This window comes from Vibrio sp. 1-Bac 57 (genome assembly GCF_037546855.1).
Classification (GTDB): domain Bacteria; phylum Pseudomonadota; class Gammaproteobacteria; order Enterobacterales; family Psychromonadaceae; genus Psychromonas.
In genome coordinates, this window is the sequence record NZ_JALAAC010000013.1 from 24,838 (window position 1) to 42,612 (window position 17,775).

The following is a 17,775-nucleotide window of genomic DNA, read 5'->3' on the forward strand; positions in this document are numbered from 1 at the left end:
CTCTTAAAGTTTCATTATTTATTGCTAATGCGACTTATTTATTTTTAACGCTTTCAAAATAATAAAATGCCTCACTTTGTTTGAGGCATTTTTGTTCATGCCTTTTTAATTTGTAATGTTAAAGCAATCTCTTAGTTGTTTACTTTTGAACAGATATAAACAACTCCAGGTAACCAACACTATTTGTAAAGATGCAGCGACTGAATAGGTAAAATGCATCATATATAAATAATATAACTGCAATGCTAAATCACTGAAAGTGGTTAATAAAATAAGAAAGAAACACCAAGGCCAACAACGTATTGCCCATTTGTCCTGTGCGTGACGACGTCCTGAAATAACAAAAATAAGTACTGGGAGTACGCCGACTGATAAGCCTAAATAGAAATGACTTTTTTCAGGATAAAAAATTTGTAGTAGTGTATTACCTGTTTGTTGTGAAGCGACAGAGATAATTAATAATACCCATGTCCTAGAAAGGAATAACAAAATAAATAACAGTATGGGAGGCGCCTTTAAATCACCGGATTCTGTATAATGATGTAATGCATATAAACGTTTTTTCATAGCTGACTCAATAATTTTTATCTCATTATTATTGAAAGTGCTGGTGAATACTAATAGGAATTGTTAATGAGCGAAAATAATCTAATTAAAAAACGCATTGCGATGGTCGGGCTAGGTGATATTGCTCAAAAAGCATACTTGCCGATCATTGCGCATCATCCACTAATAACGCCCGTACTTTGTTCTAGAAATATTAACACATTGTCATTATTAGCAGATAAATATCGAATTGAAGAAGTGTTTGATGATTATCAGATGTTACTTAAAAGCAAACCTGATGCGATAATGATCCACGCCGCAACATCTGCTCATTATCATCTCGCAAAGCTTGCTATTGAGCATAATATTGCAGTCTATGTAGATAAACCTTTAAGCGATAACATTCAGCAAGTTAATTTATTAATACAATTAGCAGAGCAATATAATGTTTTAATTTATGTGGGATTTAATCGTCGTTTCTCCCCACTGGTGCAGCAAATTAAATCATCATTAAGTGAAAATGTTACTGCAAATAAAAATATCACAGTACAAAAAAATAGATTTAATTTACCTGCTGCAGCCGAAACTTTTATTTTTGACGACTTTATACATGTTATTGATACTGTGCGTTACTTAGAAGGTGAGTCTAATTTTCATCCCAAGCATATAAATGTAATGGCTCAATTTGAATCAGATTCATTAGCAAATCTACAAGTATCATGGCAGAGCCAATTTTCAATTGTGAATGCCAATATGAACCGTATCGCTGGAATCAATCAAGAAAGAATATCGGCAACCATTAAAGATAGTAGTTGGCAGGTTGACAACTTGAATGAAGGTGAGGTTTATCAACAACAACAATTCAAACGTTTATCGTTTAATGATTGGGAGCAAACTTTATATAAGCGAGGTTTCGTTTCATTAATTGAAGATTGGTTACAGCAACTACAGATTGGTTTGTTTAATAAAAGTATTGCTGAGGACATTTTGATCACGCACCAAATTTGTGATCAAGTATTAAAGCTGGTAAGCAATTTATCGCTGCACAAATAAGCCTTAACAATTTTGACTGACTGTGGAGTTAAAAAGTTTGCCTCACCATTACTTCAATAAGTGATGATGAGACAAGTTTAAGCATGTTTTATTTTACGTTTAATCTATATTACATTGGGTACAGTAAATAAAATGGTTCTTTGGATCATTTAAGCGTGTAATGAAGTTGCTTTGTTTCTCTAAACTAAGCAAAGCTTCAATTAAAGGCGAAGATTGCATGATTGCTGACGGTAAAAAGCTAATAGATTGTGATAGTAATTTATTGATGAATAGCTGCTTTGGTGATATTTCAGGTTGGATTGACACAATATCATATTCACTTAATGACGCTAATTGTGCTGCTGAGTTGATCGCAGTTTGTAAATTTCCCAATTCATCAACTAAACCCAGTTTCAATGCGTCAACGCCTGTCCATACTCGACCTTGAGCGACTTTATCTACTTCCTGCACTGTCATATCTCGCCCTTCAGCCACCACTTCTAAAAAGTTTTGATAGCCGTGCTCGATGCCTATCTGAAAAATTTCAGCAAGTTGAGGGTTAAGAGGTTGAGTTATACCAACGTTAGATAATGGACTGGTCGATACACCATCTTGATGAATACCTATTTTATTTAAAGTTTTATCAATAGTGGCAAACATACCAAATATACCGATAGAGCCCGTTAAGGTGGTCGGGGAGGCAATTATTTTATCAGCCGCAGAGGCTATCCAATAACCACCTGAAGCGGTTACTGACCCCATTGATACAACAACACTTTTTCCCTGTTCTTTTAATGCCAGTATCTGCTGACGTATCAACTCTGAAGCGGTTGCACTGCCTCCGGGTGTGTCCAGTCGAATAACAACGGCCTTTATCTGTTTATTTAAGCGGGCTTGCTTCAATAATGCATTAAAGCTTTTATCTGCAATCGATGTTGCATCGCTATTGCCTGAAACTATTTCTCCAGAACCATGAATAACAGCAATCTGATTGCTGCTACCGGTAAATGTATAAACTGGAGGTAAGGTTGACGCGTAGCGGTTATAACTAATTCGATTTAGTGGTTTATTCTCCATATCTGTTTTAATCGGTAAATTAGCAATAAACTGCTCATGATAGGCAAGTTCATCTACTAAACCTACACTAATTGCGTACTGTGCGCCGTCGCCAGAGACTGCTTGTAATTGTTGTTTAAGCTGAAATAAAGTTGGGTTGATGGATTGTGTAGTTAAAGAGTCAATATTATTTCTTTGTACTAGCACATGGTCGATATAACCCTGCCACAATTGATCCAACCAATGTTTGTTTGCATCTTTACTGAATTGAGACATTTTTGTTTCAGTAAAAGGTTCAACAAAAGATTTATAAGTACCGACTTTGAAAATATGCGGTGTGATTAATAGTTCATCTAGTAAGTCTTTAAAATATAAACGATTAACGGCATAACCTTGTAAGATCACTAATCCATTGGGAGCAAGCGTTATATGGTCTGCATAGGCGGCTAGATAGTATTGCGTTTGGCTATAATTATCTGCATAAGCGTAAACTGGCTTACCTGACTTCTTGAACTCATTGATTGCTTCACCAACATCCGAAAGTTGATCTAAACTACTTGATATTAATCCGCTAAGCTCTAACACTAGACCAGTAATTTTTTCATCTCGTTGTGCATGTTGAATTGTATTAATTAGTGTTTGTGTTTCGAATTCTTGTACCTGCTCTTGTTCAGTACCGGTTAGTTGATCTGTTATTTTTTGAGAAAGATCTGCAGGTTGTTTTTGCTCCACGATATAACCATTCAAGTTTATTTGCAGATAAGAGTTATCGGCAACATAGATTTTTTCTTCTGTATCGTTGAATGAAACAACAATTAACAAAACGATAAAAATAAAGATGGTATTAAGTATGATTAAACGGAGGCAATTAATCAGTTTAAATAATTTTCTAAAAAGCTGGTTAATAAAGCGAAATATAAAAGCCATAGCTGATCCTTCAAATGCAGTGATGATTAATGTAAATTGAGAGAAAAAGGTGAGTGATAGTAAATTAGGTCACACTGATATTGCTCTTATAAGGTAGTTATAATAAACGTTTTTTAAGTTAAAAGTGCAATAAAGGTAAGATGTTAGATAACTTTTGGTAAATGGTTTGGTGCTTATGCGGCCCTGTAAATAATTCTGCCTAATAGCTGATCATTGTTGTTGCTTAAAATTCACCGTTTGTGCGTTATAAGTTTTACAAAGGGGACAAGCTGTTTGACGTAATTTCTATATTAAATTAATGGATTTTTCTTTGTTAATAATTGTCCATACACTTAATGAAATTGATATAAACACAGATAGGAACTAATAGTAACTATAAAAAAGCACCAATTATTTGAATAATTAGTGCTTTTTTAGCTAAAGTTTCTTCGCTAATTAATGCTTGGCCAATTTAAGTGTTCTTAAATTAGTTAGTATTAGAAACTTGAAGTATCAACAAATAAACCTACTTTTAGATCTTCTGCTGTATAGATAACTTTTCCATCTACTTCTACAACACCGTCAGCAATACCCATTACAAGTTTACGCATAATTAAACGTTTCATTGTGATGCGGTAGGTTACTTTCTTCGCGGTAGGTAATACTTGGCCTGTGAATTTTACGTTGCCTACACCTAATGCACGTCCTTTACCCGGACCTCCGCTCCAACCTAAGAAGAAGCCAACTAGTTGCCACATTGCATCAAGTCCTAAACAGCCAGGCATAACAGGGTCATTAGGGAAGTGACATTGAAAAAACCATAAAGCTTTATCAATATCTAATTCAGCAATTAATTCACCTTTACCATGCTCTCCACCATCGGAAGTAATAGAAATAATGCGATCCAGCATGAGCATGTTATCAACAGGTAGTTGACAGTTGCCTTCACCAAATAGCTCACCTTGACCACATTTAATAAGTTCTTCTTTGTTGTAAGAGTTTTTACCCAACTCTTTTTGGGATACGATTTTAGTCATAATCACTTTTCTTAAGATAATTGATAAGGTGGGGTATTAAAGAGGAAATTAACTTAATACCACGAAATAATGAGCGCCATACTGTATATGAGCTAGTAAAAACAATCAAGAATAATCAAAGTCCTTGATTGTATTTTATTTTTTATTCTACTAATGGAAGATAGAGTCTTTTAGCCGAGAAAACAAGCCAGCTGATGTTTCTTCCATCTCTTCTTTAGCAGTGATCTCAATTCTTGTATTAATTGCTTTAATTACTTGCTCAAAGGATTTTCCTAATAATAAAGGAAAAGCCTGATGGCAATGTGAAACTGAATGAATATTTATTTTACCTGATTCCACTAATGCTAAAGTATTTAAATTAAGTGTTAAATTTATTTGGTTGGCCTTTGGCATTACGATTGAAATAGGATCATCTAACAAGCCCAATTCAAATAAACGCGCAACAGCTTCTATTTTTTGATTGATACCACCAATGGCTAGTACGTTACCATGTTGGTCTAATGACCCTGTTACAAAGATATTTTGCTTCACTGGAAATTGTGCATAGCATGAGCTAACAGCTAACAATATAGCTAATGAAGCGCTATCTCCATCACTTTCTTGATAAGATTGTTCAAAAACTAAATTACAAGAATATGGAAATGCGCTGATATGGCTAAAGAAATGATTTAAATACCCCTGTACGATTAAGGTACTTTTTGCATGGATATTACCCGCAAGTTCAACTTTACGTTCAACATCTATAATTTCACCATCTCCAATCATATCACTGGCAGAGATTCTAAATACTTCACCAAATTCACAGGGATAACCTAATAGCTCAACAACTGCTAAGCCATTAATTTGTCCAATGTTTTCTCCCGACAACTGCAAGTTTACTTGTCCTTCAAGTAAGGATTGTTCACTGTACTTTCTAGCTAACGACTGGGCTTGATCTATCTCTTCGAAATAAGCAATCAAATCAAGTTTAGTGATTTCTTTATTGTCAGTGAACAGGTTTGCATATTGTAATACTTGTTTGAATAATTCAGGTGAAAATAGCAATTGTTTTTGATGTTCACATTGAATCGACAAAAAATTTAATAACGTCGCTAACGCTTCATCCTGTAGTGATTTCAAACCTAATCGCTGTGTTAAATTATGACAATAAGTAACAATCGCATTGACAGATTTTTGAGACACTGGTACTTGGTTTGCTAATTCACAAAATAATGAAGACACTTGTGTATATTCAGGATCGATTTGAATTAACTCTTCAAGCTGCAACCGACTGGCGACTAAAATGATTTTGGTCGTAATAAGTTGAGTTGATAAATCAGGTAATACTTGTTTTATTCTTTCAGCATTAATGGCATCACTCGCGAGTAAATGTTGACGTTGTAATACCGACTTAAGTTTAAACCATAGGCCAGGGTCAACTAATAAAGGACTAATGTTAAGAACTAGTAACCCGCCATTAGACTTTTTCAACTGTCCATCAGCAAAATTTAACTCGCCATCATTCATTAATGATATGCGTCCAAATAATGTCTCTTGATTAAAACTTAAAAGATACTGAGTAGGGTATGTATCAGGGATCACCTGTTTAAGCAGTTGCTCTGCACTTAACCAGTGACGACTATTAATTAATAACAGTGGTGTAGGCAACTTTAAATAGTGCGAAACAATAGAAACAGCGTCGGGAAAGAGCTCTGCTAATTCATCCTTTTCAATTTCTTTATACTGTTTAAGGTAGGCTTCAAAATGTGTTGTACATTGCTGTGCCGTCAGGGGATATATTTGCTCACTAATCTGATCATTCTTGCTAGAGGCATTGCTTGAAGTTAAAGGCGAAATAGTTTTGGTCAAAATGTATGCTCTAGTTAACGTTAAAGGAGGGCAATTTATCACATCCCTCCTAATAAAGTTAACAATAAAATGTGCTTATAGTTTAAAACCCTTAACCTTTTGTTGTTGGTATTTAGTTTCGCAACTATCACAACGCTGTTTGGTTGGACATTCAAGGAGGGCATCAATGTCTAATTCTGTTTCGCAATCAGAACATAAACCATATAACCCTAATTCCATACCTTGCAGGGCTGCATCTATGCTTTTTATTTGTTTTTTGTAGAGGTTAAGTGAATGACTTTCGCTGTGTACTAAGCTATCTATCAAAGTATCTGCATTCATATTATCTACCTGTGGAACTAAGTCATTAAGGTATGACTTTGATGAAGTAGCTAATCTTGCTTTCACTTTCTCTTTTAACACCGCAAACTCAGACAATAGGTGCTGCTGTAAAATATGTTGCTGCTCAGTTGTAATTTCTTGCATAGCAATTGCCTTACTCATTATTATGTACCCTTATAATAAGTAAGATTATTTAAAAGTTATTGATTTATATCAAATTGAACATCTTTTTTAGTACTATTTTTTGACATATTAACTAATCAATATGAAGTGAAATGTATCTGCTTAAGAGGCATACAATTTTAGATCATGTCTATTTTGATTTTTAGGCTCATTTTAAATAACAGCTAAAGTGCTGTGACTACCATTTTTTCCTTTCAGCAAATAAAGCATCTAAATCATTTTTATTTTCGGATTCTTTCTTCTGTATTGCTTGTAACTCTTCATTGCTCGTTTTAACTAAATGGGATCGTATTTCTTCTGCATATTGTTTCAATTGTTGTTCTTTATTTTGCAGATAATTATCTTTGGTGGGCACAGAATCAATGGCTTTTAATACTCTGTTTATCATTTGATTCGCACTGCCAAATTGCTGTGCAGCTTTAGATTCGTTAATACGTTTAATGCTATTTTCTAAGTTTATTTTTAGCTGCATCATCTCAATTTGTTGTGCTTCTGCAACAAATATATCAGTACTGATTTTACCTTTTGCATGTTCTGAGCGTAGCACAGCACGTATCTTTTTAGTGACTTGCAATAACGCCAGCGCTTCTTTGTTATCTTCTGGTGTTCTAAAACTATTACTATCGGGTGTAGTATAGTTTTCTCTAATTTGTTTAATTTGCGAATCAGTATTAGTGAGGTGCTCTCTAATAGCAGGGGTGCTAGGAAACAGATTTACCATGGTTAAAAGCGCATTTCTAATTCTATTTTGCATTATTAATAGCAATGATTTAGTGAATGGAATTTTGGTTGCGTTTAATAGGAGTTCGTCGACCTCAGTAATGATCGCCCGTTGCTTACTCATAGTAATACGTTTTTCAGCTTCAGCTTTTTGTTTATATTGTTCAATTATGTTGTAACCAATTAAAACAAAAAGCAATAAAGCAATCAGACCAAAAATTATTGTATATAACATAGAAACTCTTAAATAAAAAATGCGTTGAAAGGCAGAGTATAGAACATTACCACCCCATCATGGGGATTATCTTATTAAGGTATATGTAAGGTAAATATACTGCCGCGATTGTTAGGTTTATTTTCAAGTGAAATATAACCTTTATGTTGATTTGTTATATGCTGTTCTGCTATTTTTTTTGCAAATAAAAGCCCTAAACCACTGCGACCCTTATTGGCATTAAATGAATTTGATGTCCCATGATTGACATCCAACATATGCTGCGGATAGCCATCACCATCATCCTCGACCTTAAAAACGAGATATGGTGGCGTTTGAACAACGGTTATAGCAACTAAACTTTTAGTATGACGTAACGCATTAATGAAAATGTCTGAGAGCAGATATTTTATTAAATCTAAATCAAAATAAGCGAATAAATCTTTATCTATATTAAGCGATACATCGATATGACGACTTTGAAAGTAGAGTCGATGACGCTCAACAATATCATTCATTAGATCATTAACTGAATTCTCTTCAATAAAAATAGGTAATTGTTTTTTTTCATCCCTGTATAAGGCTAATAACTGCATTAAAGTACCGTTAACACGAGAGGTTTGATAATGTAAATCAGCAACGGTTTGATGTTGATGTGCAGTCAAATTATCTGCTAGATCTAAATCTTCTATTGACTGCATTAACATAAATAGTGAATTTTTCATGTCATGGATGCTAGTCGCTAATATTGTGCTGAAATCTAACTGATCATTATTATCCATAGACATACCTCACGTTACATTATTAATTAGAACTATTTTTACAGAACTAGGGCCGTAAAAGCTGACTAATATTTGGATCTTTATAGTAACGGTTATAAATAACAAAACGAAACAGCGAATTCAATATTTAGTGTAAATATATGGTGGTATGCAAAATAGGAAAGTATAACTTTGTAAATATTAGAACTCTGATAGAATTAAATGGAATAAGCCCTAATTTTAATTCATTGAATGATAAGCTGATAACATTATGAAATTACAACAATTACGTTACATTGTCGAAGTATTGAATCACAACTTAAATGTATCAGCGACTGCTGAGAACCTATTTACCTCTCAACCAGGTATCAGTAAACAAGTACGTATGTTGGAAGATGAACTTGGCATTCAAATTTTTGAGCGAAGTGGCAAACATCTGACTAAAGTCACACCGGCGGGAAAAGAGATAATTCGCTACTCAACTGAAATTTTAGGCAAAGTTGAGAGTATTAAAGCGGTCGCTAATCAATATACTATGCCAGATCAGGGAACCTTGAATATTGCTACTACGCATACTCAAGCACGTTACGCGTTACCAGATGTTATTAAAGGTTTTATCAAGCGTTATCCAAAAGTTTCATTGCACATGCATCAAGGCACGCCGACACAGATCAGTGAGTCTGTAGTTAAGGGTAAAACAGATTTTGCAATCGCAACGGAAGCACTACATTTGTATCAAGATTTGATTATGTTGCCTTGTTATCATTGGAATCGTTCTGTAATTGTCCCCAAAGACCATCCTTTAGCTAATATCAAACATTTAACTATTGACGACATTGCAAAACATCCTATCGTTACTTATATATTCGGTTTCACAGGGCGTTCAGAATTAGATGAAGCCTTTAATGCAGCAGGTTATAAACCAGATGTAGTCTTTACCGCAACAGATGCAGATGTAATTAAAACCTATGTCCGTTTAGGTCTCGGCGTTGGCGTGATCGCGACTATGGCGATTAATGAGGATGATGATTTTTGTGTGTTGGACGCAAGCCACATCTTTAAATCTAGCCTGACTAGTATCGGATTTAGGAAAGGGTCGTTCCTGCGTGATTATATGTATGATTTTATGGTTCGATTCGCACCACACCTAACTAGACCTTTAGTTGAAAAAGCTATCCAACTTAAATATACCGCAGAAGTAAATAAGTTATTTGAAGATATCGAGTTACCCACTCGTTAGTTTCGCAATATTATTTAGCAGTACAGTATTAACTAATAAAAGCCCATGATGGGCTTTTATTATATTTTGTAGCAATTATATTCAGTAAGTTATTTTAACAAGCAAAAAAATAGGTTAATTAGTGTGATTGCTATTAAACCCTCTGTAACTAGATAAATTAGTGATTGAGTTTGGCTAGCACGGGAAGAATTTTACTGACCTTATCGAAACACTCTTTATATTCACTTTCAACATTTGAATCTGCAACAATACCTCCGCCTGCCCAGCAATATATCTGTTGGTTCTTACACACTAAAGTTCGAATAGTAATACTGCTGTCCATATCGCCATTACCATTAATATACGCAATGCTGCCACAGTAAATTTCACGTTGAAATTTTTCTAGTTCACAAATGATTTCCATCGATCTTATTTTAGGCGCTCCAGTAATAGAACCGCCTGGAAAACATGCTCGTAGTAAATCTTCGCAACGATATTGAGCATCTAATTGACCTGTGACGGTGCTCACCAAATGATGCACGGCGGGAAAACTCTCAATATCAAATAATTTAGGCACAGAAACACTACCTGACTTACAAACTCGACCTATATCATTACGTAATAGATCCACAATCATTAGGTTCTCCGCCTGGTCTTTTTCAGAATTCAACAATCGTTGCTTGTTAATTGAATCCTGCTCAGGGTCTAAATGCCGTGGGGTTGTTCCCTTAATGGGTTTGGTTTGAACTTGTTTACCTGATAGTAATAAAAAACGTTCAGGGGATAAGGATATAATGACTTGTTCAGGTAAACGAATGAAGGCTGCAAAAGGGGCCTGATTTTCCAGTAACAAAGCCTGATAGGCCTGATATTCATCACCTTGATAAGGTGCTTGAAATCGTTGAGCTAAATTAACTTGGTAGCAATCTCCACTTACAATATAATCTTGTATTTTATTAAATGAAGCTCTGTATTCAGGCTCTGTATAGTTAGACTGCCAAGATTCTTTTAAATTGAAAGTGCTAGCCGAGCTCAAAACACCTGATTTTTCTCCTGCAAGCAGTTCAAGCCAATGATATCGAGATTGCCAAAGATTTTCGACCGTTTTATTTTGATTGGTTGTACGTTGCTGAACTAAAAAATATTGTTGCTGTTTAAGGTTATATAAAATTGCCCAGTCATAAAAACCACAATGAAATGGGCCTAAGTTCAACCCTGAATTTTTTTGTTGTTTATGCAGTGACTCAAACACTTCACCCATCTCGTAATGATAAGCGGCGATTACGCCCCCTGTGAATGGATAATCGGATTGGTCATCATGGTGAAATAATTGTTCACGCATCTTTTTTTGTGCAGTTAAAGGATCTTTTCCCATATTGCTTGTTGTATCAGCAAGTCGGTCATGAAAAATCGCATCACTCTCTAAAGAGGTGAGTGTGGCAATTGGATCTGCTGTGAAAATAGACCAATTACTATCAACATGTTCAGGGCTAGCAGATTCCAAAAACATAGACCAGTTTAAGCAAGAAAGTTGTTGCTTAATGAGAGTGATTATCTTTTCAGAAAGAAATAGAGGTTTTATGAGTGTATTAGTTGATATATAAGTCATTTTTTCGTATTTAGGCAACATTCTTATAACAAAAAGTTAGGCGGATAAGGCCAATAATATTACCATTGTTTTATTGAAAACGGTTTACTATTTATTGGGAGCGACTGATGACAGTCATTAAAGAGCAAGATTTTATTAACAGCGTTAAAAATTCACTGCAATTTATTTCATATTACCACCCATTGGATTTTATCCAAGCCATGGATAAAGCTTATCAAGCAGAACAAAATCCGGCGGCTAAAGATGCAATAGCACAAATACTTATCAACTCTCGCATGTCAGCTGAAGGAAAACGTCCGATTTGTCAGGATACGGGGATTGTAACCGTGTTTGTTAAAATTGGCATGAAAGTATCCTTTGACACTGAGTTAACTGTACAAGAGTTGGTAGATGAAGGCGTAAGACAAGCCTACAACGACCAAAGCAACCCGTTACGTGCTTCGATTGTCGCAGACCCTGCTGGTGCAAGAAAAAATACTAAAGACAACACACCTTCTGTTGTGCATGTTGAAATGGTCAAAGGAAATAAGGTAGAAGTCATGGTTGCAGCTAAAGGCGGCGGCTCTGAAAATAAATCTAAGATGGCAATGCTGAATCCATCTGATTCTATTGAAGACTGGATCGAAAAAACAGTTCCTAGCATGGGGGCAGGTTGGTGCCCACCGGGTATGTTAGGCATAGGCATTGGTGGTACTGCAGAAAAAGCAGCGGTTATGGCAAAAGAGTCATTAATGGAACCAGTGGATATTTTTGAGTTACAGGCTAAGGCAAAAGCTGACCCTGAATCTTTAGATACCGATGAAAAGTTGCGGTTAGAAATTTTCAAAAGAGTAAATAATCTTGGTATTGGTGCACAAGGGTTAGGCGGTTTAACTACAGTACTTGATATTAAAATTAAAAGTTGTCCAACTCATGCGGCTTCAAAACCTGTGGTTATGATCCCTAACTGTGCAGCCACAAGACACGCACATTTCACTTTGGATGGTTCAGGAGAAGCAACATTAACACCACCATCGTTGGATCAATGGCCAGAAATTACGCGAGAAGTTGGCGAAAATGTTAAACGCGTTAACGTTAATGGTCTATCTAAAGAAGATATGAGCCAGTGGAAGAGTGGAGATACATTATTGCTGTCAGGTAAAATCTTAACTGGTCGTGATGCTGCACATAAACGTATTCAAGAATTGATCACCAGTGGTAAAGGCTTACCAGAGGGAGTTGATTTTAAAGGTCGCTTTATTTATTACGTAGGGCCTGTTGATGCAGTACGTGATGAAGTGGTCGGTCCTGCTGGTCCAACTACCGCTACTCGAATGGATAAGTTTACTGACTTTATGTTGGAAGAAACGGGCTTACTAGGCATGATTGGCAAATCTGAACGTGGTCAACAAACGGTGGACTCAATTGCTAAGCATAAATCTGTTTATTTGATGGCCGTGGGCGGTGCAGCTTACCTAGTGGCTAAGGCAATTAAAAAATCTCGTGTTGTTGCTTTTGATGACTTAGGAATGGAGGCTATCTATGAATTTGATGTTGAAGATATGCCTGTAACTGTTGCTGTTGATAGTCAAGGAAATAACGTACATGAGCAAGGCCCTGCTATTTGGAAAGCGAAAATTGCCGAAATAGACAGCAAAATGTCAGAATAGTCATTAAATTGATTGATTGAAAAAGTAGTAATGGTATAAAAGCATCAACGTATAGATCTTATCATTACTAATAAAGGAATAAGTATGTTTGAACAAGTAAGTATGGCGCCTGCAGATCCTATTTTAGGCTTAACAGATGCATTCAAAAAAGACGAACGCGATCATAAAATCAATCTAGGTGTTGGTATTTATAAAAATGAAATGGGTCAAACCCCAATTCTAGCGACAGTAAAAGAAGCTGAAAAACGTCTACTTGCTGAAGAAACCACCAAAAGCTACTTAACCATTGAAGGAATAGCAGCTTATGGTGAGGCTGTTCAGACACTATTATTTGGTCAAGGCGCTGAAATAATATCTTCTAAACGTGCTCGTACTGCACAGGTTCCTGGTGGTACTGGCGCGTTACGTACCGGTGCTGACTTTGCTGTAAGCAAATTAGGTATTAAAAAGATTTGGGTAAGTAATCCAACATGGGCAAATCACGGCAACGTGTTTAAAACTGCTGGATTAGAAGTTGTTACTTATGATTATTACGATCCGGAAACAAAAGATCTAGACTTTGATGCCATGATTGCTTCATTGCAATCTGTTGAACCCGGCGAGTTGGTATTATTCCATGGCTGTTGTCATAATCCTACGGGTATTGATCCAACACCAGAGCAGTGGGATATCCTTGCTAAATTAATCGCTGAGCTAGGTGCTATTCCATTCTTTGATTTTGCTTATCAAGGTTTTGGTAATGGCGTTGAAGAAGATGCACAGGGGTTACGTAAATTTGCGCAATATAATAAAGAACTTTTGATTGCTAATTCATTCTCTAAAAACTTCGGTTTATATAATGAACGTGTTGGCGGTATAACACTGGTAGCAGAAGACAGTGACATAGCAGAAGCTGCATTTAGCCAGGTTAAATCAGGTATACGCTCTAACTACTCAAACCCACCTTGTCACGGTGCGGCTATTGTGACAACAATTTTGAACGACAAAGAATTGTATGAACAATGGGTACAAGAAGTTGCTGATATGCGTAACCGTATTCAAGAAATGCGCGATTTATTTGTAGCAACACTTAAAGAGAAAGGTGTCCCTGGTGACTTTAGTTTCATTAGTCGCCAATTAGGTATGTTTTCTTTCTCTGGTTTGAGTGTTGAGCAAGTTAATCAACTTAAAGAAGAATTTGCAGTTTACATTGTTGGTTCTGGCCGTATTTCAGTAGCCGGTATGACTAAAAATAACATGCAACCATTGTGTGATGCATTAGCAAAAGTTATCTAATTAATAACGATTTATTGATGTGATTCAACAATAAAGCTAGATTTAAAAGCGAGTTTAATTAGGGCTGTCGTCACATAACAGTTAACTAATAACTCGCTTTTTACAATCAGCACTATTGAGCATCTATTTATTTCATTGTTACAGTGATCTTTTGGCTGTCATGTATACCTTTTTGTATTTTTTCTGTTGGTTTATTAATCATCAATAGAATCGATCACTAGAAGATAAAAAGCAGCACATTATTGCAATCAAAATATTGTTTTTATTCTCTTTATCTAGCTACACGAGACAAAGAGAATATGACATAATAGAGATCTATGAGTAAAAAAATAAATCAAAGTCTTTCATTTTTAACAAAATTGAAAAAGCTGCCAATATCTGCAGACGAAGTAAAATGCTTATTAACTACCACTGCATTTAAAACTGAGTTATTTAATCAAATTAATACAGCCACCAAACGGATCTATATCGCAGCTCTATATTTAGAAGCAGACGAAGCTGGTGCTGAAGTATTGAATGCATTATATGCGGCAAAAATACGCCATCCAGAAATGGATATCACTGTTTGTATCGATTTTCATCGTGCACAACGAGGTTTGATTGGTTCTGTAAAGGGCGGAGAAACAAATACAACCTGGTATCAGCAGATTGCTAGTCTAAAAGGTCGCGGTGTTAAAATTATTGGCCTACCAGTAAAAAGAAAAGAATTATTTGGCGTCCAACACTTAAAAGGTTTTATTTTTGATGATATGGTTTTTTATAGTGGAGCCAGTATTAATAATATCTACCTTCATCAACAACAACGATACCGATTTGATCGTTATTGGTTGATTAAGGATCATGCTCTCGCTGATTCGATGGTGGATTACCTGCAGCAAGTCATCATTAACAGTGAAGCCGTGGTTGAATTAAATGCGCCTAGTGTTCCAAAATTTAATGATTTTAAGAAACAACATAAAAATTTAAGTCGCAATTTAAAGTTAGCAGGATACCGTTTCGACCCAGTTTACACTGATGGTTTAGCTATCCGGCCATTAACAGGGATCGGGACCAATAAAAATCTGTTAAACAAAGTTATTCGTGCCATTTTTCATTCTACAGAGAAAGAGTTAGTGTTGTTTACACCCTACTTTAATCTACCTACTGCTTTGTCGCGTGATATAACTGCATTACTAAAACGCAAAGTAAATATTACTATCGTTGTTGGCGATAAAACCGCGAATGATTTCTATATCCCTGAAGATAAACCATTTAAAACAATTGGTGCTTTACCTTTTCTATATGAAGTGAATTTAAGAAACTTTGCAAAAAAACATCATACTTCTATTTTACAAGGGCATCTTAATTTGCATTTATGGAAGCATGATAGTAATAGTTTTCATTTAAAAGGCATTTATTCTGATCATAGATTTTCATTATTGACGGGGCATAATCTTAACCCTCGTGCTTGGCGCTTAGACCTAGAAAATGGACTGTTAGTGGATGATCCAAATCAACAGTTAGCAGGGCAAATGAATGAGGAGTTGAGTAATATTCTTGAACATACTCGACAAATTGGTAGTTATAAAGGTATTGATGATATTGATACTTACCCTGATAAAGTTAAACAACTTATCTCTCGATTAAGAAGATTAAAAGCAGATAAGATAATCAAAGGTATCATTTAAGATATTTCCTAATCAAACGTTGTCGTTTAAGCTAACAGTGATGACGTTTTAATTTTTGCTCCCCTAAATTATTAAACTGAGTGAAATAGTTAAACTGAATATAATAATTAGATAGTTCGCTGACTGCTCCAATTCTAATTATTAGCCGTATTCCCTCCATTTTACTAGGACACACTGGCAGTATTGTTATTTTCATAACAAGTCAATACTCATAAAATTAATCCATATTCCCCAAAAATCATTGCTACCTTAATTATTCATTCACAACACAAATTCATAGTGAGTGGTTTGATCCTGCTAATGCTCATATTTTGTGCTTCTAATTTAATAAAAATACTTATTTTTCAATAAACTGCTGACTATTTAATCGTTTGAACATAAAACTGTTATTTATCTATTGAATTATCAATTGGCTTACGTATAATTCCTCGCATCAAGTGTTAAGACTTGATGCAGTGACAATGGTAGGCCTCTTGGTTTCTCGCATTGATAACTTATTAACCTGGTCAGAGCCGGAAGGCAGCAGCCATAGTAGGTGATTCAAGTGCCGAGAGTTTGCTGGGAGGTCTACCACCCACATCACTCCAATCGCACATTAGAATTCAGTTAATTGAACTCATTTAGTTAAATCCATATAATAATACACTCCTTACTCAACTTTAGTCTCTTAAGGTCTAATTATGACCCAATATAATTCTCGATTTGATACATCCCTTAAAGCACAACATTTTCTACCAAAATATTGGGGAACATGGATTTTGTTAGGCCTACTATTCATAGCTAGCTTTATTCCGACTGGTATTAGAGATAAATTTGCAGCATGGTTGGCAGATCGATTTTATAACGCAAAATTTCTCAATAAACGTAAAAAGATAGCTTTTATAAATATTGGCTTATGTTTTCCAGAATACAGTGAGCTTGAAAAAGATTTGTTGATGCGTGAAAATTTACGTTCAGTGGCACAAATTACACTTGCCTTAGGTGAAATTGCATTTCGTAGTCCTTCATTTCTAAAGAAACGTGTTAACTTTATCGGCGAACATTACGTAAAAGAAGCGGAAGCAGCAGGGCAAGCGATCATCTTTTTAGCGCCGCATTGTTATGGTCTTGATTTTGCGGGTGTCGCCGCTATTTCTGCGCGTGGTTATCCTCTATCAAGCATGTTTAATGATTACAAAAACCCTATTTTTGATTGGTTTGTTACAAGTTATAGAACCCGTTTTAGCCGTCTTAATGATAAAGGCACCTTGTATCACCGTAGTGAAGGTTTGAAACCTTGTATTAAAAGCTTACGTGATAAAGCACATTTCTACTATTTGCCTGATGAAGATCATGGTCGAGATAGCAGTCTTTTTGCGTCATTTTTTGCTACACAAAAAGCAACCTTACCAGTTATCGGTCGATTAGCGAAACTAGGGCGTGCTATCGTGATCCCTACCTATACGTCTTATAACGCCAAAACTGGTAAAGTGGATGTGATCTGTCATGCACCATTAACTGACATTCCAAGTGGTGACGAGCAAAAGGATACTGATCTAATGAATGCTGCCATTGAACGTGTTGTTAATGAAAATAGGGCGCAGTACATGTGGACTTTAAAACTCTTTAAAACAAGGCCTGAAGTTGGCTTGAAAATTTATAAGCAAGGATAATGCTAGGAGAGACTAATGCCAGTTATTCTCTTTAAAATTTTATAAAATTCTACATGTTTAAAAACTATTTCACATGTTTT

At 35.5% G+C, this 17,775-nt stretch carries 14 protein-coding genes and 1 other RNA gene; 7 read left to right on the forward strand and 8 right to left on the reverse strand.

Features of this window, described 5'->3' with window-relative positions; genetic code table 11:
- Positions 1-105: 105 nt before the first annotated feature.
- On the reverse strand, positions 106-567 hold the full coding sequence (locus MT391_RS10235; RefSeq protein WP_499497864.1) for a DUF2919 domain-containing protein: 462 nt from the start codon (positions 565-567) through the stop codon (positions 106-108).
- Between the two features lie 66 nt (positions 568-633).
- Between MT391_RS10235 and MT391_RS10240 the strand changes: the two genes are divergently transcribed.
- Positions 634-1,599 carry a Gfo/Idh/MocA family protein gene (locus tag MT391_RS10240; RefSeq protein WP_499497866.1) on the forward strand — a complete coding sequence of 322 codons (966 nt, stop codon included), beginning with the start codon at positions 634-636 and terminating at the stop codon, positions 1,597-1,599.
- A gap of 99 nt (positions 1,600-1,698) precedes the next feature.
- On the opposite strand, the gene sppA is transcribed toward MT391_RS10240, so the two are convergent.
- The 6 genes from sppA to MT391_RS10270 form a co-directional block, all read right to left on the reverse strand.
- Positions 1,699-3,561: a signal peptide peptidase SppA gene (gene sppA / locus MT391_RS10245; RefSeq protein ID WP_499497868.1), complete on the reverse strand. Its 1,863-nt coding sequence runs from the start codon at positions 3,559-3,561 to the stop codon at positions 1,699-1,701.
- A gap of 476 nt (positions 3,562-4,037) precedes the next feature.
- Positions 4,038-4,577 carry a bifunctional 3-hydroxydecanoyl-ACP dehydratase/trans-2-decenoyl-ACP isomerase gene (gene fabA / locus MT391_RS10250; protein WP_028870135.1) on the reverse strand — a complete coding sequence of 180 codons (540 nt, stop codon included), beginning with the start codon at positions 4,575-4,577 and terminating at the stop codon, positions 4,038-4,040.
- Between the two features lie 150 nt (positions 4,578-4,727).
- A complete protein-coding gene (locus tag MT391_RS10255; RefSeq protein ID WP_499497870.1) occupies positions 4,728-6,425 on the reverse strand; it encodes an AAA family ATPase in 1,698 nt (565 codons plus the stop codon).
- 75 nt (positions 6,426-6,500) lie between these two features.
- Positions 6,501-6,908, reverse strand: coding sequence for a molecular chaperone DnaK (locus tag MT391_RS10260; protein WP_299663405.1), 408 nt, complete (start codon positions 6,906-6,908; stop codon positions 6,501-6,503).
- 199 nt (positions 6,909-7,107) lie between these two features.
- Positions 7,108-7,884 (reverse strand): DNA repair ATPase, encoded by a 777-nt coding sequence (locus MT391_RS10265; RefSeq protein ID WP_166369367.1) that lies wholly within the window; start codon positions 7,882-7,884, stop codon positions 7,108-7,110.
- A gap of 74 nt (positions 7,885-7,958) precedes the next feature.
- On the reverse strand, positions 7,959-8,645 hold the full coding sequence (locus tag MT391_RS10270; RefSeq protein WP_166369369.1) for a sensor histidine kinase: 687 nt from the start codon (positions 8,643-8,645) through the stop codon (positions 7,959-7,961).
- A 250-nt stretch (positions 8,646-8,895) separates the two neighbouring features.
- Between MT391_RS10270 and cysB the strand changes: the two genes are divergently transcribed.
- Positions 8,896-9,864: an HTH-type transcriptional regulator CysB gene (cysB, locus tag MT391_RS10275; RefSeq protein WP_028870139.1), complete on the forward strand. Its 969-nt coding sequence runs from the start codon at positions 8,896-8,898 to the stop codon at positions 9,862-9,864.
- A 157-nt stretch (positions 9,865-10,021) separates the two neighbouring features.
- Here cysB and pabB read toward each other — a convergent pair whose 3' ends face one another.
- The gene (gene pabB, locus MT391_RS10280) at positions 10,022-11,452 is read right to left on the reverse strand and encodes an aminodeoxychorismate synthase component I (RefSeq protein ID WP_499497872.1); all 1,431 of its coding nucleotides are present in this window, start codon (positions 11,450-11,452) and stop codon (positions 10,022-10,024) included.
- A gap of 107 nt (positions 11,453-11,559) precedes the next feature.
- Here pabB and MT391_RS10285 point away from each other — a divergent pair, with 107 nt between their 5' ends.
- The 5 genes from MT391_RS10285 (at position 11,560) to MT391_RS10305 (ending at position 17,695) form a co-directional block, all read left to right on the forward strand.
- Positions 11,560-13,101, forward strand: coding sequence for a fumarate hydratase (locus tag MT391_RS10285; protein WP_166369373.1), 1,542 nt, complete (start codon positions 11,560-11,562; stop codon positions 13,099-13,101).
- Positions 13,102-13,185: 84 nt separating this feature from the next.
- Positions 13,186-14,376, forward strand: a complete 1,191-nt coding sequence (locus MT391_RS10290) for an amino acid aminotransferase (protein WP_499497874.1) — start codon at positions 13,186-13,188, stop codon at positions 14,374-14,376.
- A 317-nt stretch (positions 14,377-14,693) separates the two neighbouring features.
- Positions 14,694-16,043 (forward strand): CDP-diacylglycerol--serine O-phosphatidyltransferase, encoded by a 1,350-nt coding sequence (gene pssA / locus MT391_RS10295; RefSeq protein ID WP_499440298.1) that lies wholly within the window; start codon positions 14,694-14,696, stop codon positions 16,041-16,043.
- A gap of 471 nt (positions 16,044-16,514) precedes the next feature.
- Positions 16,515-16,610: signal recognition particle sRNA small type (ffs, locus tag MT391_RS10300), an RNA gene on the forward strand.
- Positions 16,611-16,723: 113 nt separating this feature from the next.
- Positions 16,724-17,695: an LpxL/LpxP family acyltransferase gene (locus tag MT391_RS10305; RefSeq protein ID WP_499497876.1), complete on the forward strand. Its 972-nt coding sequence runs from the start codon at positions 16,724-16,726 to the stop codon at positions 17,693-17,695.
- Positions 17,696-17,775: the final 80 nt, after the last annotated feature.

Coding starts and splice junctions, on each gene's coding strand:
- cysB (WP_028870139.1), top strand. CDS start 8,896: ATGAAATTACAACAATTACGTTACATTGTCGAAGTATTGAATCACAAC.
- MT391_RS10235 (WP_499497864.1), bottom strand. CDS start 567: ATGAAAAAACGTTTATATGCATTACATCATTATACAGAATCCGGTGAT.
- MT391_RS10240 (WP_499497866.1), top strand. CDS start 634: ATGAGCGAAAATAATCTAATTAAAAAACGCATTGCGATGGTCGGGCTA.
- pabB (WP_499497872.1), bottom strand. CDS start 11,452: ATGACTTATATATCAACTAATACACTCATAAAACCTCTATTTCTTTCT.
- MT391_RS10265 (WP_166369367.1), bottom strand. CDS start 7,884: ATGTTATATACAATAATTTTTGGTCTGATTGCTTTATTGCTTTTTGTT.
- sppA (WP_499497868.1), bottom strand. CDS start 3,561: ATGGCTTTTATATTTCGCTTTATTAACCAGCTTTTTAGAAAATTATTT.
- MT391_RS10260 (WP_299663405.1), bottom strand. CDS start 6,908: ATGAGTAAGGCAATTGCTATGCAAGAAATTACAACTGAGCAGCAACAT.
- MT391_RS10270 (WP_166369369.1), bottom strand. CDS start 8,645: ATGGATAATAATGATCAGTTAGATTTCAGCACAATATTAGCGACTAGC.
- fabA (WP_028870135.1), bottom strand. CDS start 4,577: ATGACTAAAATCGTATCCCAAAAAGAGTTGGGTAAAAACTCTTACAAC.
- pssA (WP_499440298.1), top strand. CDS start 14,694: ATGAGTAAAAAAATAAATCAAAGTCTTTCATTTTTAACAAAATTGAAA.
- MT391_RS10290 (WP_499497874.1), top strand. CDS start 13,186: ATGTTTGAACAAGTAAGTATGGCGCCTGCAGATCCTATTTTAGGCTTA.
- MT391_RS10285 (WP_166369373.1), top strand. CDS start 11,560: ATGACAGTCATTAAAGAGCAAGATTTTATTAACAGCGTTAAAAATTCA.
- MT391_RS10305 (WP_499497876.1), top strand. CDS start 16,724: ATGACCCAATATAATTCTCGATTTGATACATCCCTTAAAGCACAACAT.